Source organism: Streptomyces sp. NBC_00080, from assembly GCF_045041255.1.
GTDB classification, from domain to species: domain Bacteria; phylum Actinomycetota; class Actinomycetes; order Streptomycetales; family Streptomycetaceae; genus Streptomyces; species Streptomyces coriariae.
Genome location: NZ_CP108235.1, coordinates 5672667 through 5693947, shown reverse-complemented (window position 1 = coordinate 5693947; position 21281 = coordinate 5672667). Strand labels below are relative to the sequence as shown.

The following is a 21281-nucleotide window of genomic DNA, read 5'->3' as shown; positions in this document are numbered from 1 at the left end:
GACGGGAAGATACGGCCAATGCCCCTCTTTGCCCAGCTCGGACCCCGGTACGGTGCGCTGTCGCGCTCCCTGCCCGGTTCCCTGTTCGACTCCCTCCCCGGCGCGGCCCGGTCCGGTGCGGCCGGATGCGGTGCGACCCGATCCGGTGCCGTCCGTTGAGCACCGGGGTCCAGACCCGGCGGCCCACGCTCGGTGCGACGGCGCTGCGCGGCGGGCGGGGGTGGCGGCCGACCCCGTACCAGGCCCTCGGCTTCCTGTTCTGGCTGCTGATGTCGCTGGCGTACTGGCGGGTGCCGCAGTGCTGCGACGCCGGCCAGCACGCGGCGGTCGTCGAACGCCTGAAGGACCGTCTGCTGAACCCGCGGCACCCGATGGGCGACCTGCCGGGCGCGGGCAGCCCCTACTACTCGCCGTACGCGGTGGCGGAGGGCGCTTTCGCCCGGGTGAGCGGGCTGACGGGCTGGGCGGTGCTGCGGGTCGCCGGACCGGTGAACCTGGTGGTACTGCTGACCGGCATCGGCCGCTTCACACGCGTGCTGACGCCGAGACCGTGGGCGCCGGTGCTCGCACTGGCGGCGATGACGCTGCTGTGGGGCACCGAACGGGCCTGGTGGAGCGGCTACCTGAGCCTGATGTCGATGACCGGCAACCTCGGCTACCCGTCCACCTTCGCCATCGGGCTCACCTTCTGGGCGTGGGCCCTGGCGGGCACGCGCGCGCGTGACGCACGCCGGGTGCGCTACGTGGGTCCGAGCGGGCTGCGCGGCTACACGGGGTACGTGACCCTCGGCGCGCTGTACGGGGTGATCCTGCTGGTGCATCCGATCACGGCGATCGCGGCGGTGACCGGGGGCGCGGCCTTCGTCGTGGGGTGGCAGCGGGGGTGGCGGGCCGCGGTGGCCGCCCGGTGGGCGGTGGCGGGGGCCGTGGCGCTGCTGGTGGCCGCTCTCTGGCCGTACTTCGACGTGTTCGAGCTGGCCGGGGACGGCAGCGTGGACGCGATGCACCGGCGGCTGTACGACGATCTGCCGGGCCACTTCTGGCTGGCGCTGCCGGGGGTGCCGGCGCTGTGGGCGCGGGGCCGCCGCTCGGTGCGCGACCCGCTGGTGCTGATGTTCGCCCTGGAGTGCCTGGTGGTGGCGTACGGCTTCGTCAGCGGCCACTACACCTGTGGGCGGATCCTCGGGCTCACCCTGGTGCCGCTCCAGTTCGCCCTGGCCGTGGAACTGGCGGCGCCCCGGCCCTGGCGGGTGGGGCGGCGGGTGCTGTGCGCGGTCGCGACCGGCGCGGCCTGCCTCGGTTTCCTCACGGTGCAGGCGGGTGCGGTCGTGCCGCGCGCGCTGGACCCGGTCGGCTTCGAGCCGCCGCCGAGCTGGCCCGCGTACGACTGGGCCGCGCGGCATATCGGGCCCGGGGAAGTGGTGGTCACCGACGGGTACTACGCGGTCCACACGATCGCCGGGTACGGGCCGAACCTGGCGGCGCCGGCCTGGCCGGACGCGGCCCTGGACGAACGGGAGCGGCTACGGCGCCTCGACGACGTCCGTACCTATCTCTCCCTCGGGTCGACCCGCGCCGAGCGGGTGGGGATCGCCCACCGCTACCGCATCCGCTGGCTGCTGCTGACGCGCTGGCACCCGGTGCCCGAGGAGGCCGTGGTGGTGGCGTGGAGCCGGCGGACGGGGGAGGTGCTGGCGCGGGTCGGGACCCGCTGAACCGCCCGGAAGCGGTCGGCGACTACTCGATGACGAGGTCGACCTCGATGTTGCCGCGGGTGGCGTTGGAGTAGGGGCAGACCTGGTGGGCGGTCTCGACCAGCTTGCGGCCGGTCGCCTCGTCCAGGCCCTCGGGCAGCTCGACGCGCAGCGTCACCTTGAGGCCGAAGCCCTCGCCCTGCTTGCCTATGCCGACCTCGGCGGTCACGGCGGCGTCGGTGACGTCGACCTTCGCCTGGCGTCCGACGAGACCGAGGGCGCTGCCGAAGCAGGCCGCGTAACCGGCGGCGAAGAGCTGCTCGGGGTTGGTGCCCTGACCGTTGCCGCCCAGCTCCACCGGCGGGGCCAGCTGGAGGTCGATCCTGCCGTCGGAGGAGACGGCGCGACCGTCGCGGCCGTGGGTGGCGGTGGCGACTGCGGTGTAGAGCGCGTCCATGGATGAACCATCCCTCTCGGAAGTCGTGTCGGGGGGTGGCCGGCCCTCGCGCTGTTCGCGTCCGGACCGCCTCACGGAGATAAGTAGAGCACACAATTCAGTTGTGCACAACTAAATGGCTCGCTGGAGCTACCCTGGAGACATGACCGCTACGCCCACACCCGCAGCGCAGGAGAACGCCGAGGAGAACTGGCTCCGTCTGGACAGCCAGATCTGCTTCTCCCTGCACGCCGCCTCGCGCGCCTTCAACGGCGTGTACCGCGTGATCCTCAAGGAACTCGGGCTGACCTACCCGCAGTACCTGGTGCTGCTGGTCCTGTGGGAGCACGGCGAACTGCCCGTCAAGAAGCTCGGCGAACACCTCCGCCTCGACTCCGGCACACTCTCCCCGCTGCTCAAGCGGCTGGAGTCGGCCGGCCTGGTGCGCCGGGAGCGCAGCGCGCGCGACGAGCGCTCGGTGGAGATCCGGCTCACCGAGGAGGGCACGGCCCTGCGCGAGCGGGCCCTGCGGGTGCCACGCCGGATCGTTTCGGCGACCGGGTTCGACCTGGACGAGATCAGGGACCTGCGCGAACACCTCGACCAGCTCACCTCGGCCCTCGACGCGGCGGCCCTGGAGGAGGAGCCGGAGCGCGGATGACGGGCCGGGCCCTCACGACGCGATGGCGGTGACGGACCGTTCGCGAACCCCCCGCGTTTCCCCGAGTTTCCCCGAGTTTCCCCGAGTTCCCCGTCGACCCGGGTCAGGCGTTGTTGAGGTACGCCAGCACCGCCAGCACCCGCCGGTGGCCGCTGTCGCTCGGGGGGAGGCTCAGCTTCAGGAACACGTTGCCGATGTGTTTGCTGACGGACCGTTCGGTGATGACGAGGGTGTCGGCGATGGTGGTGTTGTCGCGGCCCTCGGCCATGAGCTTCAGCACCTCGCGCTCGCGCGGGGTGAGCGAGACCAGTGGTGAGTCGCGACGGCGGGACATCAGCTCCGTGACGACCTCGGGGTCGAGAGCCGTACCGCCGGAGGCGACCCGCTCCAGGGCGTCGAGGAACTCGTCCACCCGGCCCACGCGGTCCTTCAGCAGATAGCCGACCCCGCTCGCGCCCCCGCCCAGCAGCTCGGCGGCATAGGACTCCTCGACGTACTGGGAGAGCACCAGCACCGGCAGGCCGGGAATCCTCTCGCGGGCCTCCAGCGCGGCCCGCAGCCCCTCGTCGCGGAAGCCCGGCGGCATCCGCACGTCGAGCACCGCCACGTCCGGCCGGTGCCACAGGAGCGCCGGCAGGACCTCGGGGCCGGAGCCGACGACGGCCACGACCTCGTGCCCGGCCGATGTCAGCAGCAGGACCAGGCCCTCCCTGAGCAGGGCATTGTCCTCGGCCATCACGATCCTCATGCCACCTCGGCTCCCGTCACGGCGTCCGCGCGCCCCTTACAGCGCCTTGATCGCCTCGGTGGTCGCACGAGCCAGCGCGCCCAGGTAGCCCTTGGGCAGCTTCGGGCTGCGGATCACGACCGAACGCCAGTAAAGCGGACCCGAGATCAGATCGAGCGCCAGCTCCTCGTTCAGCCCCGCGCGGACCTCGCCGCGCCGCTCCGCCGCCGCCACGATCTTCAGGGCGACCTCCTCCTGCCCCTGCTTCAGCGCTTTCTGCAGGGCCTCGGCGATCTCCGGGTTGCGGGCCGCCTCGGCCTGGAGGTCGGGGATGATCTGCGAGGCCACCGGATGCCGCAGGGCCCGGGAGGTCACCTCGTAGAGCATGCGCAGGTCGCCCTCCAGACTGCCCGTCTCCGGGGCCGGCAGGCCCTGCACGGCGATCACCGAGACGATGTCGAGGACCAGGTGCAGCTTGGAGCGCCAGCGCCGGTACACCGCGGTCTTGCCCACCCCGGCCCGCCGGGCGATCCCCTCGATGGACATCCGCGCGTAGCCGACGGTCGCGAGCTCCTCGAACACGGCGGCCCTGATGGCCTCCGTCACGTCCTCGCGGAGCACGGCCGCGCCCGCGGGGGCCCGGCGGCGCGGGCGCACCTGGGGTCCATCGGCGTTCGTCGCGTTCGTCGTCATACGGACCAGCATAGGGCGTTACGACGAAACGGTTGCGTTCCGACGACGAATCGGCCTACTCTCACGTTGCGACGATACGGTCCCGTCCCGACGTAAGAAAACGTAAAGAAAAGCGTAAGGAAACGTCGAGCGGCCCACGGAAACGCCGCCGCCCGCACCCTTCCCCCGAGCGAAAGCAGCGGATGTGAGTCAGGTCCTCCACACACCGCCCCAGACACAGGCCGCCCCCCACGGCGACCTCGCGGCTCTGGCCGCCCGTCACGGCCTCACGGTCAGCGGCGCCCGCCCGTCCCTGCCCGAGTACATCCGCCAGCTCTGGGCGCGCCGCCACTTCATCACCGCGTTCGCCACCGCCAAGCTCACCGCCCAGTACAGCCAGGCGAAGCTGGGCCAGGTCTGGCAGGTGATGACCCCGCTGCTGAACGCGGCGGTCTACTACTTCATCTTCGGTGTCCTGCTGGAGACCAAGAAGGGCGTGGCGGACTTCATCCCGTTCCTGGTCACGGGCGTGTTCGTCTGGACGTTCACGCAGAGCTCGATCATGGCGGGCACCCGGGCCATCGGCGGCAGCATCGGACTGGTGCGGGCCCTGCACTTCCCCCGGGCCGCCCTGCCGATCTCGTTCTGCCTCCAGCAACTCCAGCAGCTGCTGTTCTCGATGGCCGCCCTGCTGATCATCCTGTTCGCCGTGGGCGTGCCGCCGGCGCTGTCCTGGGTCCTCGTCCTTCCGGCCCTGACACTCCAGTTCGTCTTCAACGCCGGCGTCTCGATGATCCTGGCCCGGCTCGGCGCGAACACCCCGGACATCTCCCAGCTGATGCCGTTCATCCTGCGCACCTGGATGTACATCTCGGGCGTGATGTGGAGCATCGACAACCTGCTCGAGAAGCACCAGGGCATGCCGACCTGGGTCGCCGACCTGCTGCGGGCCAACCCCGCCGCCGTCTACATCGACCTGATGCGCTTCGCGCTGATCGACAGCTTCCACGCGAGCCAGCTGCCGCCCCACGTGTGGCTGGTCGCGACCGGCTGGGCGCTGCTCGCCGGCGTCGGCGGCTTCATCTACTTCTGGAAGGCTGAGGAGACGTACGGCCGTGGCTGAGAACGCAACGCGCACCGCGCCCACCGCACCCACCGAGCCCGTCGACGAGCGGGCCCCCACCGTCATCGCGGACGGCGTCGACATCGTCTACCGGATCAACGGCACCGGCAGCGGCCGGGGCAGCGCGACGGCGGCCCTCAACCGCATCATCCGCCCCCGGCAGGCCCAGAAGGCCGCCGGCATGCGCACGGTGCACGCCGTCAAGAACGTCACCTTCGTCGCCTACAAGGGCGAGGCGATCGGCCTCATCGGCACCAACGGCTCCGGCAAGTCGACGCTGCTGAAGGGGATCGCGGGCCTCCAGCCGGTGGAGAACGGCAAGATCTACACCGACGGCCAGCCCTCCCTCCTCGGCGTCAACGCGGCCCTGATGGGCGACCTGACCGGCGAACGCAACGTCTACCTGGGCGGGCTCGCCATGGGGATGACGCGCGAGCAGATCAAGGAGCGCTACCAGGAGATCGTCGACTTCTCCGGCATCAACGAGAAGGGCGACTTCATCTCGCTGCCGATGCGCACCTACTCCTCCGGCATGGGCTCCCGGCTGCGCTTCTCCATCGCCGCCGCCAAGGACCACGACGTACTCCTCATCGACGAGGCACTGTCGACCGGTGACGCCCGGTTCCAGGCGCGCTCGGCGGAACGCATCCAGGAGATGCGCGCGCACGCCGGCACCGTCTTCCTGGTCAGCCACAGCAACGCCGCGATCCGCGAGACCTGCGACCGGGTGCTGTGGCTGGAGCGCGGCGAGCTGCGCATGGACGGCCCGACCGAGGAGGTCCTCGAAGCGTACGAGGCGTTCACCGGCGACAAGAAGAAGGCCAAGCCCAAGCCGAAGCCCGCCTGACGGAACGGCGGAAGCACCGGACGGACCGGACCCGACAGGGGGTGCCCCCGAGCCTCGACGGCTCGGGGGCACCCCCTGTTTCCCGTGTTTCCGGGGATTTCCCGGGTTTCTACGAGTGCGTCCGCAGCAGCGTACGCATCGTGCGCATGGCCACCGACAGGTTGGCCAGGTCGAACGTCTCCGAGCTCTGGATCTCCTCCAGCGTGGTGCGCGCCCGGCCCAGGATCGCCGCGTTCTTCTCGTCCCACGCCTTGAAACGCTGCTCGGGCGTCGAGGTGCCGTTGCCGGCGGCCAGCACGTCCGCCGTCAGCGCCGCGTGGGCCGCGTACAGGTCCTCGCGGATGGAGGCACGGGCCATGGACTGCCAGCGGTCGGCACGCGGCAGCTCGATGATGCGGTCCATGAGCTGGGCGATGCGCAGACGGTCGGCGAGGTCGTAGTAGACCTCGGCGACGTCCAGCGGGTCCCGCCCCATGCGGTCGGCCACCGAGACGATGTCCAGCGCCGGGAAGGCCGAGGAGAACCCGGCCACCCGGGTGGCCAGCTCGTCCGGGACACCGGCGTCGGCCAGCTCGTCGTGGATCCGCTGCCACCACTCCAGGTCCGCGCCCCGCAGCAGCTTCGTCAGCTGCGACCACACCTGCTCGACGCGCTCGGCGAAGAAGTCGACGGTCTCGGCGAGCTGGAGCGGCTGCGGCCGGTTGTTCAGCAGCCAGCGCGTACCGCGCTCGACGAGCCGCCGCGAGTGCAGACGGATACGGGTCTGGACGTCGGCCTCGACCCGGTTGTCGAGTTCCTCCACCGCGTCCCAGACCGGCGCCGAGCGGAAGATCGCCCGGGCCGCGGTCTGGGCCCGCACGATCTCCTCCAGCGAGGCGCCGGTCTCCTCCCGCAGCCGGTGCAGATACGTCGTACCGCCGGTGTTGACCGTGTCGTTGACCAGGACGGTCGTGGTGATCTCGCGGCGCAGCGGGTGGCTGTCGATCCCCTCGGGGAACCGCTCGCGCAACGCCGTCGGGAAGTACGCGTGCAGCAGGCTCCGCAGGTACGGGTCGTCGGGCAGCGAGGTGTGCAGCAACTCGTCCGACACCGTGATCTTCGTGTAGGCCATCAGGACGGCCGTCTCCGGGCTGGTCAGACCCTGGCCGGCGCCGAGACGCTCACGGATCTGCCGGTCGGTGGGCAGGAACTCCAGGGCCCGGTCCAGGTGCTTCTCCCTGACCAGGTGGCGCATGAAGCGCTGCTGGGCGTGGAGCATGTCCTTGGACTGGGCGAGGGCGTTGGCGATCGCCGTGTTCTGCGCGTAGTTGTTGCGCAGGACGAGAACGCCGACCTCGTCGGTCATCTCCGCGAGCACCTTGTTGCGCTGCTTGACGGTCATGTCGCCCTCGCCGACCAGACCGTTGAGCAGGATCTTGATGTTCACCTCGTGGTCGGAGGTGTCGACGCCCGCGCTGTTGTCGATGGCATCCGTGTTGATCTTGCCGCCGTGCAGCGCGAACTCGATCCGGCCGAGCTGGGTCAGGCCCAGGTTGCCGCCCTCACCGACGACCCTGACGCGCAGATCGGCGCCGTCCACCCGGATCGGATCGTTGGCCTTGTCGCCGACGTCGGCGTTCGACTCCGCACCGGACTTCACGTACGTGCCGATGCCGCCGTTCCACAGCAGGTCCACCTGCGCCCGCAGGATCGCCTTCATCAGGTCGGCCGGGGTCAGCTTGGTGACGGCCGCCTCGATGCCCAGCGCCTCGCGGATGTGGGCGTTGACCGGGATCGCCTTCGCCGTCCGCGGGAAGACACCGCCGCCGGCCGAGATCAGGTCGCCGTTGTAGTCGGCCCAGCTGGAGCGGGGCAGCTCGAACAGCCGGCGGCGCTCGGCGTAGGAGGTCGCCGCGTCCGGCTTCGGGTCGATGAAGATGTGCCGGTGGTCGAAGGCGGCGATCAGCCGGATGTGCTCGCTGAGCAGCATGCCGTTGCCGAACACGTCACCCGACATGTCACCGACGCCGACGACCGTGAAGTCCTCGGCCTGGGTGTCCACACCCAGCTCCCGGAAGTGCCGCTTCACCGACTCCCAGGCACCGCGGGCGGTGATGCCCATGCCCTTGTGGTCGTAGCCGGCCGAGCCACCGGAGGCGAAGGCGTCGCCGAGCCAGAAGTTGTACGACTGCGCGACCTGGTTGGCGATGTCGGAGAACGTCGCCGTGCCCTTGTCGGCGGCGACCACCAGGTAGGTGTCGTCCTCGTCGTGCCGCACGACGTCGGCCGGCGGCACGACCTCCCCGCCGACCAGGTTGTCGGTGATGTCGAGCAGCGCCGAGATGAACGTCTTGTAGCTGGCGATTCCCTCGGCCAGCCACGCGTCACGGTCCACGCCCGGGTCGGGCAGCTGCTTGGCGACGAAGCCGCCCTTGGCGCCGACCGGCACGATGACGGTGTTCTTCACCATCTGCGCCTTGACCAGGCCGAGCACCTCGGTACGGAAGTCCTCCCGCCGGTCGGACCAGCGCAGACCACCGCGCGCGACCTTCCCGAACCGCAGGTGCACGCCCTCCACCTGCGGCGAGTACACCCAGATCTCGAACGCGGGCCGGGGCGCCGGCAGGTCCGGGATGGCCTGCGGGTCGAACTTCATGGACACGTAGTCGTGCGGCTCGCCGCCCGCGCGCTCCTGGAAGAAGTTCGTCCGCAGGGTCGCCTTGATGACCGTGAGGAAGGACCGCAGGATCCGGTCCTCGTCGAGCGAGGCCACCTCGTCGAGGGCGGCGTCCAGCTCCTCGAGCAGCGCGTCGACGATCTCGTGCCCGGCACGCTGCCGGTCCGGCGACATCCGCGCCTCGAACAACGACACGAGCAGCCGGGTGGTGTGGACATTGGTCCGGAGGGTGTCCTCCATGTAGTCCTGGCTGAACGTGGACCCGGCCTGGCGCAGGTACTTGGCGTACGCGCGCAGCACCATCGCCTGCCGCCAGTGCAGCCCGGCGCCCAGCACCAGCGCGTTGAACCCGTCGTTCTCCGCCTTGCCGGTCCAGGTCGCCGAGAACGCCTCCTGGAACCGCTCACGCCCGTCGTCACCGAGGTCGCCCCCGGGACCCGCCAGCGACTGGGGGATCCGCAGACCGAAGTCGTAGATCCAGGCGTTGCTTCGGTCCGAGCAGCGCAGTTCGTACGGCCGCTCGTCGATCACCTCGACACCGAGCCGGTTCAGGACCGGCAGCACCGCCGACAGGGAGATCGCGTCACCCTTGCGGTAGATCTTGAAGCGACGCTCGCCGGGCGCGGCACCCACCGGCTCGTACAGGCTGAGCGAGAAGTTCCGCTCCTCGGTGAGCCGCTCCAGATGGCACAGGTCGGCGACGGCGGAACGCGGGCTGTGGTCGGCCTTGTAGCCCTCGGCGAAGGCACTGCCGTAGCGCCGCAGCAGCTCCGCGGCCCGCTCCTCGCCGAGCTCGGCCGTGAGCGCCTCCTGGAACGCGTCCGCCCAGGAACGCGCCGCCTCGACGAGCCGCGCCTCGATGCGCTCCTTGTCGGCGTCGGACAGCTCCGGCAGCTCGGTGCCCTGCGGGACCCGCACGACGAAGTGCAGCCGGGACAGGATCGACTCGGTGTTCCAGGCGGTGAAGTCGACGTTCGTCCCGCCCAGCTCCTCCTTGAGGATGTCGATGATCCGCAGCCGCACGCCCGTGGTGTACCGGTCGCGGGGCAGGTAGACGATCGCCGAGTAGTAGCGCCCGTACTCGTCCTGCCGCAGGTACAGCCGCAGCCGCCGCCGTTCCTGGAGATACAGCACGGACGTGACGATCGACCGGAGTTCGTCCACCGGCGTCTGGAAGAGCTCGTCGCGCGGGTAGGTCTCCATGATCTGGAGCAGGTCGCGCCCGTCGTGGCTGTTGGGCGAGAACCCCGCGCCCTTCAGCACGGCCTCGACCTTGCGCCGCACGACCGGCACCCGCACCACGGACTCGGTGTACGCGGCGGAGGAGAACAGCCCGAGGAAGCGCCGCTCCCCGACGACGTTCCCGTCCTCGTCGAACTTCTTCACACCGACGTAGTCGAGGTAGGAGGGCCGGTGCACGGTGGCCCGGCTGTTCGCCTTGGTCAGCACCAGCAGCTTGTGCTCCCGCGCCTTGGCGCGGGCGTCGGCGGGCAGCCGCTCGAAGGAGGGGCTGACGGGGTGGCTGTCGGCGTCGGCGTGATGCGGGTCGGAGCGCAGAATGCCGAGCCCGGTCCCGGGAACGGCGGTGAGGGAGTCGTCCCCGCGCAGCTGGTACTCCCGGTAGCCGAGGAACGTGAAGTGGTCGGCGGCCAGCCAGCGCAGCAGCTCACGGGCCTCGTCGACCTCGGGCCGCGCCAGATCACCGGGGACGGGCTCCTCCCGGAGGTGATCGGCGACCCGCAGCGCGGTGTCCCGCATCTTCTCCCAGTCCTCGACGGCCTCCCGCACGTCGGACAGGACGCGCACCAGGTCGGCGGTGATCTGCTTCAGGTCGGCCCGGTCGGTCTCACGGTCGATCTCGACGTGGATCCACGACTCGACATGCCCGTCGTGCGGCAGCTCCCCCGCAGCGGGCGGGGTGCTGAGCACCTCGATGAGCTTGCCGGCCACATCACGCCGCACGACGACCTGCGGGTGGATGACGAGGTGGATCCCCCGCCCCTGCCGGGTCAGCTCGTTGGTGACGGAGTCGACGAGGAACGGCATGTCGTCGGTCACGACCTCGACGACCGAGTGGCTGCACGTCCACCCGTTCTCCTCGACGGTCGGCGTGTGGACCCGTACGTTGGCCGTCCCCTGCGGCCGGTTCTCGGCCAGCCGGTAGTGCGAGAGCGCGGCTCCGAAGACGTCGACCGGGTCACGGCCGTTCAGGTCCTCCGGGGCGGTGTGCAGGTAGTAGCGCTGGAGGAACGCGAGGAGGGAGGCGTGGTCCGGGGTCCCCGGAGTACCGCCACCCTCGCCCGTCGTCCCAGTCGGTAGATGCCCCCCGACCGGGCTGTTCTCAGCGACCCGCGCCGCCCTCTCGAGCAGCTCGGCCTTGGCTTCGTCCAGCTTGGTCTGCATTGTCCTCTGGCTCCTGTCGCGCGCCGTTGCGTGACGTAGAAGGAAGTACGTGAAGTACGGTCTCTTCCCCTGCGGCTCGACGCCACGGCCCGGGGTCTCCGGTCTGTTCCGACGCTATGCCGCAAGGTGAGATGAGCGGGGGGTTATCAGCCATTCTCGACACCACTCCCGGGTGTGACGCTGCTCTCCGCGCCAGGTGCATCCGGGGGGTGCACGGCGTCCTGGGGGCCCTCTCGGCCCCGTCCCGCCCGCGCCGACCAGCGTCCGCCGCCCGGCTGCGGAGATGGTCCGCACACACCGGGCGCAGGGCGGAGGCAACAGTGCCCCCGCAAGCTATCGCGCTGATCACGCCACCAAGGCTATCGCCCCTCCCGGGCCTCCCGTCATGAGCCGTATGTGTACAAAACCCAGCCCAGAACTTTGCCGATCTGCACAGAGGCAAAACGGGGGGTGACGTGGGAAGGGGGCGGCCGGAGCCCCTGGGGGTGCAGGGGACGCAGTCCCCGCCGGGGCGCAGGGGCGGAGCCCCTGGGATGGGCAGGGGACGCAGTCCCCGCCGGGGCGCAGGGGCGGAGCCCCTGGGATGGGACGGGTAGGGGCGGCGGGGGCGAGAAAAGTCGACGCCGACCCCACCGCGCGGGACGCTGAAAGCGCCCCCTCTTGGCAAGCCCACCCCCAAGAGGCACGTTGCCCAGAGCAACGCCCGCCCGAGAGGAGCCGCCCACCATGTCCACGAAAATCCTCATCGTCACCGGCGACGCAGCGGAATCCCTGGAAGTCCTCTACCCCTACCAGCGCCTCCGCGAGGAAGGCTACGAGGTCCACATCGCCGCCCCCGCCCGCAAAAAGCTCCAGTTCGTCGTCCACGACTTCGAACCCGGCTTCGACACCTACACCGAGAAGCCCGGCTACACCTGGCCCGCCGACCTCGCCTTCTCCGAGGTCGACCCCGGCCAGTACGCCGCCGTCGTCATCCCCGGCGGCCGGGCCCCCGAGTACCTCCGCAACGACCCCGAACTCCGCAAGATCCTCAAGTCGTTCTTCGACGCCGACAAACCCGTCGCCCAGATCTGCCACGGCCCCCTGCTCACCGCGGCCGCCGACGCCCTCCGCGGCCGACGCGTCACGGCGTACCCGGCCCTGGAGCTCGACATGCAGTCGGCAGGCGCCACCTTCCAGGACGCCGAGGCCGTGGTCGACGGCGCCCTGGTCTCCGCCCGCGCCTGGCCGGACCACTCGGCCTGGATGCGCGAGTTCCTGAAGGTGCTCCGCACGAAGGCACCAGTGACGTGACCCGACCCGCACGGGTGCGGCGCCCCCAGGACGCCATAGGGCGCCCCAGGACACGACACGACGCCGCACCCGGCCCGCGAACCCCTACGCAGCCGCAGCCAACCGCCCCGCGGCCTCCACCGCCTCCCCCAGCGTGTCCACCACGGGCACCCCCACCACCTCTAGGCTGGCCCGGCTGTGCGACCCGCCGGTGTACAGGACGGCGCGCGCGCCCACATGCAACGCGGCCACCGCGTCATCGGCGGCATCCCCGATCACCACCGTGCGCGCCGCCTGCACGCCGGTCAGCGCCTCCAGGTGCCGCACCATGTGCTCGGCCTTACTGCCGCCGGAGGGCCCGGTCCGCCCGTCGACCCGTACGAAGTGCGGCTCGATCCCGAACCCTCGGACCAGCGGCACGAGTTCATCGTGCACGTACATGCTCAGCAGGGACTGACTGTGCCCCGCCGACCGCCACCCCGCGAGCAGCTCCACCGCACCCTCGGTGAGCCCGCACCCCACCCGGTGCTCGGCGTAGTACCGGTGGAAGACGTCGTCCATGACCTCCCACTCGGCATCGGTGGGCAGCCTGCCCATCAGCCGCTCGTAGAACTTCGGCACCGGAACGCAGTACAGCGCCCGGTACCGCTCCAACGTGATCGGCTCCAGCCCCAGCTCGACGAATGCCGCGTTCGTCGCCCCGATGATCGCGTCGTTGTCGTGGAACAGCGTCCCGTTCCAGTCCCAGACGATGTGCGCCGCTTCCTGCTTCCCCATACCCGCAAACGTACCCGCCCCCACCGACAATCAAGTGACCGGCCGAAGCGGCGCCCCACCCCACCGGACCAGGCACGCCGACGGCTCGGGGCAGCTCGACGGGCCGGCACGCCCACAGATCGGCCCGCCCTCGGGTCCGCACGCCTGCAGATCGGCCCGCCCGCAGATCGGCAACCGGCAGCCGACCGAGCGAATTCAGTCGCCCGACCCCACCAGAGTCGGGATCTCCTGCCTGGCGAACCACAACAGCTCATGGTCCTCGGCCCCGTCGACGACGAACTGCGCGTCGTCGTCCCCACCGTCCGCCGCAACGACCGCCTCCGCCGCGGCGGTCACGTCCGCCTCGGCCTCACCGGCGTCGAGATGCACCGCGGCCACCTTGGCCAGCGGCACGCCGCCCGTCACCCGGACCTCACCCAGCGCCGCCGGATCGAGCCCCCGGTCGGGGTCCGCGGCGGCCGCGCGGTCGGGTACGTCGACGGCGACCACGACCCGGCGCCGCGGGGCGCCCGGATCCGCCGCGAGCAACCGCAGCGAGGCGAGCGCGGCCCTGCTGAGCGCCGCGTACTCCAGCTCCTCGATGTCGTCGGAGACGTACCACTCGCGCAACGCGGGCGTGACGGCGTACGCGACGAGCGGCCCCGACCCCAGCTCACCCGTCTTGTGCGCCTCGGCGAGACCGGGGAGGGTCAGGGGGACGTAGACGCGCATGGCTGGCCGCTCTTTCGTGGTCGCGGGCTCGGACTCGGTGCCCCGGGGAGGAGACGGTTCCGCGTCTCCCCGAGGGCCTTCAGGATACGTGCGGCCGTCCCCTTTCGGGCCCCTGTCCGCACCCCCGGGACCGTCAACCCCGAGCCACGATACTCACCCGGCCCGCCCCCGCAGCACCGGGCTTCCACCACCCCCCACCACCCCTGATAGGTGAACCTCCCACCCCTCCACCGAGGGCTCTCCGCTTCCTTGCCGTCACGCACCGCGACCACGTACAAGATCCACAACGGCAAGTTACCGACCGGTAGAGCCGAGCCCACCGAACGGGGACACCCATGCACAAGGTCATGACGAGGACGCAGCACCACCCCGGCACCCGCCCTCCCGGCCGACGCGACACCCGCCGCCCCGCGGGCGCCCCACCCCGCACCCCGAGCGGCGGCGCCCCCCGTACGGCACCCGGCGGCGGCCGCCCACCCGGTCCCCCCGGCACCGCCTCCCCCACCCGCACCCGCCCCACCGACGGCCGCCCCGCAACCCCCCAGTCCCTCACCCACCACCCGACCCCCCGACCCGGTTCCGGCACCCCCACCAAGGCCACCGAGGCCCCCACCGGCTCCCCGACCGTCCCCGCCCGGACCCAGATCCAGACCCAGACCCCCCGCCGCCCCGTCTCCCAGCCTCGCCCCACAGACCTCTTCGCCGACCGCCTCCTCGCGGTCCTGACCGGCCGGCGCCCCGTGCACTTCATGCTCCGGCACACCCTCGGCCACGCCTACGACGACCTGGCCCACCTCGCCGAACGCGGCCCCCTGCGCACCACCCGGGGCGCCCGCCCCGTCGTCCGGGACATCGGCTACTACGTCCCCCGCCCCGGCGCCATCGAGGCCTTCGCCCGCATCGGTGCCGGCGACCGCCTACGGGCCATGGCCTTCCGCCTGGAACTCGGCACCGACCACCGCTGGCGCTGCACCGCGGTGGAACTCGACGGCACCCGCAGGCCCCGCCCCCAGGACGACTGAACCGCATCAGAACCGCCCGACGGCAAAGGGCCGGGCCACCCGAAGGTGACCCGGCCCTCAAGCCACTACGAAGCCCACAGCGCCGTCACGTCATACGGCACACACGTCACGCCACACCGTCACGCATCACACGTCCCGGTCCGGCGGACAGGGCGCCCCGAAGACACCCCGCCGCAGGCGGACGCGCCCTACTTCTTCCGGCGCCGACCGGCCTTCGCCTGCTTGCGACGCTCCGCGCGCGTGAGGCCATCGGCCTCCGAGCGCACCGGCTCGTCCTCGTCACTGTCGAAGTCGCCCTCGATCGTGCCGCCCTCGCCGTCCACCGTCGGAGCCGAGAAGTGCAACTGACGACGCTGCGGAGCGTCCAGACCCTTCGCCCGGATCTCCGGACGCGAACCCGCCTGCGCCGGCACCACGTCCTGCTTCTCCATGTCGACCGGCGCGGCATCCGCCACCGGGACCTCCTCGACCTGCTGCTCGACCTGGACCTCCAGGTTGAACAGGTAGCCGACGGACTCCTCCTTGATGCCGTCCATCATCGCGGAGAACATGTCGAAGCCCTCGCGCTGGTACTCGACCAACGGGTCCTTCTGCGCCATCGCGCGCAGACCGATGCCCTCCTGGAGGTAGTCCATCTCGTAGAGGTGCTCGCGCCACTTGCGGTCCAGGACCGACAGCACGACCCGCCGCTCCAGCTCACGCATGATCTCGGAACCGAGCTGCGACTCCCGCGACTCGTACTGCTCGCGGATGTCGTCCTTGATGGACTCGGAGATGAACTCGGCGGTCAGACCGGCCCGGTCACCGGCCGCCTCCTCCAGCTCCTCGACGGTGACCTTCACCGGGTAGAGCTGCTTGAAGGCGCCCCACAGCCGGTCCAGGTCCCAGTCCTCCGGGAAGCCCTCGGCGGTCTCCGCGCCGACATACGCGTCGATCGTGTCGTCCATGAAGTGGTGGATCTGCTCCTGAAGGTCCTCGCCCTCCAGAACGCGGCGCCGCTCACCGTAGATGACCTCACGCTGACGGTTGAGCACCTCGTCGTACTTCAGGACGTTCTTACGCGTCTCGAAGTTCTGCTGCTCCACCTGCGACTGCGCGGACGCGATCGCGCGCGTGACCATCTTGTTCTCGATCGGCACGTCGTCCGGCACGTTCGCCATCGACATCACGCGCTCGACCATCTGCGCCTTGAACAGCCGCATCAGGTCGTCACCCAGCGACAGGTAGAAACGGGACTCGCCCGGGTCGCCCTGACGGCCGGAACGACCGCGCAGCTGGTTGTCGATACGACGCGACTCGTGCCGCTCGGTACCCAGCACGTAGAGGCCGCCCAGCTCCTTGACCTCGTTGAACTCGGCCTTGACCGCCTGCTCGGCCTTCTCCAGAGCGGCGGGCAGCGCGGCGGCCCACTCCTCGATGTGCTCCTCGGGGTCGAGGCCACGCTGGCGCAGCTCCGCCTCCGCGAGGTCGTCGGGGTTGCCGCCGAGCTTGATGTCGGTACCACGGCCGGCCATGTTGGTGGCGACCGTCACGGCACCCTTGCGACCGGCCTGGGCGACGATCGACGCCTCACGCTCGTGGTGCTTGGCGTTCAGCACCTCGTGCTGGACACCCCGCTTGGAGAGCTGCTGCGACAGGTACTCGGACTTCTCGACCGACGTCGTACCGACGAGGATCGGCTGGCCCTTCTCGTGCTTCTCGGCGATGTCGTCGACGACCGCCTCGAACTTCGCGACCTCGGTGCGGTAGATCAGGTCGGACTGGTCCTTACGGACCATCGGCCGGTTCGTCGGGATCGGGACCACGCCGAGCTTGTAGATCTGGTGGAACTCGGCGGCCTCGGTCATCGCCGTACCGGTCATGCCGCAGAGGCCGGGCTGTTCCTTCTCGTTGTGGTCGTGGCGCTTGTAGAGGCGGAAGAAGTTCTGAAGGGTGATCGTGGCGAGCGTCTGGTTCTCGTCCTTGATGTCCACCCCTTCCTTCGCCTCGATCGCCTGGTGCATGCCCTCGTTGTACCGGCGGCCGGCGAGGATACGGCCCGTGTGCTCGTCGACGATCATGACTTCGCCGTCCATGACGACGTAGTCCTTGTCCTTCTTGAAGAGCTCCTTCGCCTTGATGGCGTTGTTCAGGTAGCCCACCAGAGGGGTGTTCACCGACTCGTAGAGGTTGTCGATGCCCAGCCAGTCCTCGACCTTGCTGACACCGGCCTCGTGAATGGCGACCGTGCGCTTCTTCTCGTCGACCTCGTAGTCGCCGGTCTCCTCGATGCCCTTGAGCGGGTTGCCGGCCTCGCCCTTCTTCAGGCGCGTCACCAGCTTGGCGAAGTCGCCGTACCACTTGGTGGCCTGGTCCGCCGGACCCGAGATGATCAGCGGCGTACGCGCCTCGTCGACCAGGATGGAGTCGACCTCGTCGACAATGGCGAAGTTGTGGCCGCGCTGGACCAGCTCGTCCTGCGCCCACGCCATGTTGTCGCGCAGGTAGTCGAAGCCGAACTCGTTGTTCGTGCCGTACGTGATGTCGCACGCGTACATCTCACGGCGCTGCGCCGGCGTCATGTTGGCGAGGATGCAGCCGACTTCCAGGCCCAGGAACTTGTGGACACGACCCATCATCTCGGAGTCGCGCTCGGCCAGGTAGTCGTTGACCGTGATCAGGTGGACGCCCTTGCCGGACAGCGCGTTCAGATACGCGGGCAGCGTGCCGACGAGCGTCTTGCCCTCACCGGTCTTCATCTCGGCCACATAGCCGAGGTGCAGGGCGGCACCACCCATGATCTGCACGTCGTAGTGACGCTGACCGAGGACACGCTTGGCGGCCTCGCGCACAGTGGCGAACGCCTCGGGCAGCAGGTCGTCCAAGCTCTCACCGTCGGCGTACCGCTGCTTGTACTCATCGGTGAGGGCCCGCAGCTCGGCGTCGGAGAGGTCGACGAAGTCCTCTTCGATGGAGTTGACCTGGTCCGCGATGCGGTGCAGCTTGCGCAGGATCTTGCCTTCGCCTGCACGCATGATCTTCGAGAGGACGGACACGGGGGTTGGTCTCCTTGCCGGTCGGGCCTGGGACGGTCGGTTTCCAGTGGACTTGCTGAGCAACGGCCATCGTATGCGAGGACCCCGCCACCCCGGGAGGCCTGCCGCGACGAGGACCACACACTGCTGCGCACCTGCTCCAAAATCTTCTTCAAAGGGGACAACGGCCGGGCCCCGCCGATGGTGCCGCGTCCGCCGGACGAATTGCGCGAATTGTGATCACGCGCTCACACACCGCAAAAAGATGGCGCCCGCCGGGACACCCCGCGCAGAATCGGCCGATGGAGCCCGAGCCCGTCACCCTCACCACCCCCCGCCTCGTCCTGCGCCCCCTCGACCCGCAGGACACCGACGCCGTGTACACCGCCGCCCAGGACCCCGACATCCAGCGCTGGACCACGATCCCCTCCCCCTACCTCCCCGAGCACGCCCGAAGCTTCACCGAACTGCTCGCCCCGGAGGGCTGGGCGAGCGGCTCCATGTTCACCTTCGGCGTCTTCCTCCCCGACGGAGCCCTCACCGGCGTCCTCAGCCTCACCATGCGCTCCCCCGGCACGGCCGAGGTCGGCTTCTGGGCGGCCAAGGAACACCGCGGCCACGGCTACACCACCGAGGCCACCCTCACCGCGGCCCGCTGGGCCTTCACCACCCTGCCCGTCGACCGCCTCGAATGGCGGGCCGAAATCGGCAACACCGCCTCCCGCACGGTCGCCGAGAACGCCGGCTTCACCCTGGAAGGCACCCTCCGCTCGGCCATCGCCAACAAGGGCGTACGCCGCGACTGCTGGCTGGCCTCCCTGCTCCCGTCGGACCTGGGACTGCCCTCGACAGCACCGTACGTTCCGGCACCCTCCGGCCCGTCCGGGGCGTCCGGGGCGTCCGGGGCGTCCGGGGCGTCCGGGGCGACAACCAGCCCGTCCGGCGTTTGAGGACGAGGCCGTCCAGGCCGAAAGCGGGGGCCCGGGGGCGCAGCCCCCAGGGACGGGAAGGGTAGGGGCGGCGGCGGGGGCGAAACCCGCGGCGAAGCCGCCCTCGATCGCACCCCGAACCCTCAAACCCCCAGCTCACCCCGCACTGTCAGTCCCACCCCCTATCGTGCGAGCCATGACGACCCCGCGCCCCGACACCACCCTCTCGGCAGACGAAGCCCGCCGCATCGCCCTACGCGCGCAGGGCTTCCTCGGCACACCCGACCGCAGGGCCGGAGTCCGCGGCGTCCTCCGTCACCTCGGCGCGGTCCAGCTCGACACCATCTCGGTCCTGGCCCGCTCCCACGAGCTGATCCCCTACGCCCGCCTGGGAGCGGTGGGCCGCAGGACGATCGAGGACGCGTACTGGAAACCCGAGTCCGCGGGCACGCCCGCGGCACGACCGCACGCCTTCGAGTACTGGTCCCACGCCGCCTGCATCCTCCCCATCGAGGAATGGCCCCACTTCGCCTTCCGCCGCCGCGCCTACCGCGCCCGCCCGCACTGGAACCACGCTCTCCCGGACGGCACGTACGACCAGGTCATCAAGCAGCTCCGCACCGAAGGCCCCCTCACCGCAACCGAGTTGGGCGGCGCGAAGAAGACCAGCGAATGGTGGGACTGGTCCGGCACCAAGGTCGCCGTGGAACGCGCGCTGATGTACGGCGAGGTGGTCTGCGTCGAGCGCCGCGGCTGGAAGCGCGTGTACGACCTCGCCGAACGCGCCGTCCCCGCCGACCTGCTGCACGACGAGCTGGACGACACCGAGTGCCTGCGCCGCCTCGTCCGCCTGGCCGGCCAGTCGCTCGGCGTGGGCACGCGCGCGGACATCGCCGACTACCACCGCCTCAAGGGCGAGCAGGTCGACACCGTGATCGCCGACTCGGGCCTGGTACCGGTCACGGTCGAAGGCTGGGGCAAGCCCGCCTGGGCCGACCCGGCGGCTCTGGAAACACCCCCGCGCGGCCGCCACCGCACCACGCTCCTGTCCCCCTTCGACTCCCTGATCTGGGAGCGGGCGCGCACCGAGCGGATCTTCGGCTTCACCCACCGGCTGGAGGCCTACGTCCCCAAGCCGAAGCGGATCCACGGCTACTTCGCGATGCCGGTCCTGGCCGGCGGCCGGCTCGTCGGCCGCGTGGACCCGGCGCGCGAAGGCCGCACCCTGATCGCCAGGCAGGTCACTCTGGACGGCCCGAAGGCGGTCCCGGCGGTGGCCCAGGCCCTGCTCGAGGCGGCGACCTGGGTGGACTGCACGGACGTACGCGTCGAGCGGGTGGACGCCCCTGACCTGCGCGATCCCCTCGCCCGAGAGCTCACCCGCGCACTGGCCTGACCCGGACCGCGCCGCGTCGGAGCCGGGCTGGTCAGCGGATCTCGAGAATCTTCTCCCGCATCGCGTAGACGACCGCTTCCATCCTGGAGTGCAGCTGAAGCTTCTCCAGGATGTTGCGCACATGGTTCTTCACGGTGTTCTCGGAGATGAACAACTCCTTGGCGATGTCACGGTTGTTCATTCCCGTGGCGACCAGCTTGAGCACCTCCAGCTCCCGGTCCGTCAGCCGCGGCGCGGGAACGAGGCGACGCTCGTCGGTCCGCTGGATCATCGACTTGAACTCGGTGAGCAGTTTCGACGCCATGGAGGGACTGATCTGTGACTGCCCGTCGGCGACCGCGCGGATCGCGGTGGCGACCTCGTCCGTGGAGATCTCCTTGAGGAGATAGCCGGTCGCGCCCGCCTTGATCGCCTCGTAGAGGTCGGCCTCCTCGTCGCTGATCGTCAGCATGATGATCTTCGCGCTGGGAGCCACCTCCTTGATGGAGGTGCAGGCCTCGATACCGCCGCGCTTGGGCATCCGTACGTCCATCAGCACGATGTCCGGCAGCAGGTCGGCCGCCTTGTCCACGGCCTCGGCGCCGTCACCCGCCTCGCCGACTACCTGGATGTCCTCCTCGGCCGCGAGCACGATCTCCAGTCCGCGGCGGAACAGGGCGTGATCGTCCACGACAAGGACTCTGATCGGCTCCTTGCGTGAGGTGCCCCCGTCCGGGCCCATGCCGACGACGCCGTCGTCGGCATCGTCGTCCCGCATCGGTCCGAAGCTGTCCGCCATCGTTCCTCCCCCTGAAGGCTGTGGCCGTGGTCCTGTGCCGTCGCCAACCCAAGGCAGCGGCCCACCGGTTGAGCCGCCCTGGCCATGATTCCATGCCCGGACGACAACGCGGTGACAGAGTGGTGCCCGAAGGGGTCGCACACGGGTGCCCCTGGGGGCGCAC

The 21281-nt window shown here is 70.4% G+C and carries 16 protein-coding genes; 8 read left to right on the top strand and 8 right to left on the bottom strand.

Features of this window, described 5'->3' with window-relative positions:
- The first annotated feature begins 155 nt into the window (after positions 1–155).
- Positions 156–1715, top strand: coding sequence for a hypothetical protein (locus tag OHU34_RS25510; protein ID WP_142264598.1), 1560 nt, complete (start codon positions 156–158; stop codon positions 1713–1715).
- A 22-nt stretch (positions 1716–1737) separates the two neighbouring features.
- Here OHU34_RS25510 and OHU34_RS25505 read toward each other — a convergent pair whose 3' ends face one another.
- A complete protein-coding gene (locus tag OHU34_RS25505) occupies positions 1738–2151 on the bottom strand; it encodes an organic hydroperoxide resistance protein (RefSeq protein WP_020132372.1) in 414 nt (137 codons plus the stop codon).
- Between the two features lie 142 nt (positions 2152–2293).
- Between OHU34_RS25505 and OHU34_RS25500 the strand changes: the two genes are divergently transcribed.
- The gene (locus OHU34_RS25500; RefSeq protein ID WP_020132371.1) at positions 2294–2791 is read left to right on the top strand and encodes a MarR family winged helix-turn-helix transcriptional regulator; all 498 of its coding nucleotides are present in this window, start codon (positions 2294–2296) and stop codon (positions 2789–2791) included.
- Positions 2792–2894: 103 nt separating this feature from the next.
- Here OHU34_RS25500 and OHU34_RS25495 read toward each other — a convergent pair whose 3' ends face one another.
- Both OHU34_RS25495 and OHU34_RS25490 read right to left on the bottom strand, forming a co-directional pair.
- Entirely contained in the window at positions 2895–3539 is a 645-nt protein-coding gene (locus OHU34_RS25495; protein ID WP_142264600.1) for a response regulator transcription factor, read from the bottom strand.
- Positions 3540–3575: 36 nt separating this feature from the next.
- Positions 3576–4223 (bottom strand): TetR/AcrR family transcriptional regulator, encoded by a 648-nt coding sequence (locus OHU34_RS25490; protein ID WP_142264601.1) that lies wholly within the window; start codon positions 4221–4223, stop codon positions 3576–3578.
- A gap of 172 nt (positions 4224–4395) precedes the next feature.
- On the opposite strand from OHU34_RS25490, the gene OHU34_RS25485 reads away from it, so the two are divergent.
- Positions 4396–5313 (top strand): ABC transporter permease, encoded by a 918-nt coding sequence (locus OHU34_RS25485; protein ID WP_020132368.1) that lies wholly within the window; start codon positions 4396–4398, stop codon positions 5311–5313.
- Complete coding sequence (locus tag OHU34_RS25480; RefSeq protein WP_142264602.1) at positions 5306–6160, top strand: ABC transporter ATP-binding protein; 855 nt, start codon at positions 5306–5308, stop codon at positions 6158–6160. Before OHU34_RS25485 ends, OHU34_RS25480 begins: the two co-directional genes overlap by 8 nt.
- A 109-nt stretch (positions 6161–6269) precedes the next feature.
- Here OHU34_RS25480 and OHU34_RS25475 read toward each other — a convergent pair whose 3' ends face one another.
- Positions 6270–11219 (bottom strand): NAD-glutamate dehydrogenase, encoded by a 4950-nt coding sequence (locus OHU34_RS25475; protein ID WP_142264603.1) that lies wholly within the window; start codon positions 11217–11219, stop codon positions 6270–6272.
- 726 nt (positions 11220–11945) lie between these two features.
- Here OHU34_RS25475 and OHU34_RS25470 point away from each other — a divergent pair.
- Complete coding sequence (locus OHU34_RS25470) at positions 11946–12512, top strand: DJ-1/PfpI family protein (protein WP_142264604.1); 567 nt, start codon at positions 11946–11948, stop codon at positions 12510–12512.
- Positions 12513–12596: 84 nt separating this feature from the next.
- Here OHU34_RS25470 and OHU34_RS25465 read toward each other — a convergent pair whose 3' ends face one another.
- Together OHU34_RS25465 and OHU34_RS25460 are read right to left on the bottom strand one after the other, a co-directional pair.
- Positions 12597–13268: an HAD family hydrolase gene (locus OHU34_RS25465; RefSeq protein ID WP_142264605.1), complete on the bottom strand. Its 672-nt coding sequence runs from the start codon at positions 13266–13268 to the stop codon at positions 12597–12599.
- A gap of 195 nt (positions 13269–13463) precedes the next feature.
- The gene (locus OHU34_RS25460) at positions 13464–13979 is read right to left on the bottom strand and encodes a DUF6912 family protein (RefSeq protein ID WP_142264606.1); all 516 of its coding nucleotides are present in this window, start codon (positions 13977–13979) and stop codon (positions 13464–13466) included.
- Positions 13980–14314: 335 nt separating this feature from the next.
- Between OHU34_RS25460 and OHU34_RS25455 the strand changes: the two genes are divergently transcribed.
- Complete coding sequence (locus tag OHU34_RS25455) at positions 14315–15001, top strand: Rv3235 family protein (protein ID WP_142264607.1); 687 nt, start codon at positions 14315–14317, stop codon at positions 14999–15001.
- A 188-nt stretch (positions 15002–15189) separates the two neighbouring features.
- Here OHU34_RS25455 and secA read toward each other — a convergent pair whose 3' ends face one another.
- Positions 15190–18036 carry a preprotein translocase subunit SecA gene (gene secA / locus OHU34_RS25450; RefSeq protein WP_020133045.1) on the bottom strand — a complete coding sequence of 949 codons (2847 nt, stop codon included), beginning with the start codon at positions 18034–18036 and terminating at the stop codon, positions 15190–15192.
- A gap of 281 nt (positions 18037–18317) precedes the next feature.
- Between secA and OHU34_RS25445 the strand changes: the two genes are divergently transcribed.
- On the top strand, positions 18318–18965 hold the full coding sequence (locus OHU34_RS25445; RefSeq protein ID WP_230195560.1) for a GNAT family N-acetyltransferase: 648 nt from the start codon (positions 18318–18320) through the stop codon (positions 18963–18965).
- A 175-nt stretch (positions 18966–19140) separates the two neighbouring features.
- The gene (locus OHU34_RS25440; protein ID WP_142264609.1) at positions 19141–20340 is read left to right on the top strand and encodes a winged helix-turn-helix domain-containing protein; all 1200 of its coding nucleotides are present in this window, start codon (positions 19141–19143) and stop codon (positions 20338–20340) included.
- Positions 20341–20371: 31 nt separating this feature from the next.
- Here OHU34_RS25440 and OHU34_RS25435 read toward each other — a convergent pair whose 3' ends face one another.
- Positions 20372–21118 (bottom strand): response regulator transcription factor, encoded by a 747-nt coding sequence (locus OHU34_RS25435; protein ID WP_020133042.1) that lies wholly within the window; start codon positions 21116–21118, stop codon positions 20372–20374.
- Positions 21119–21281: the final 163 nt, after the last annotated feature.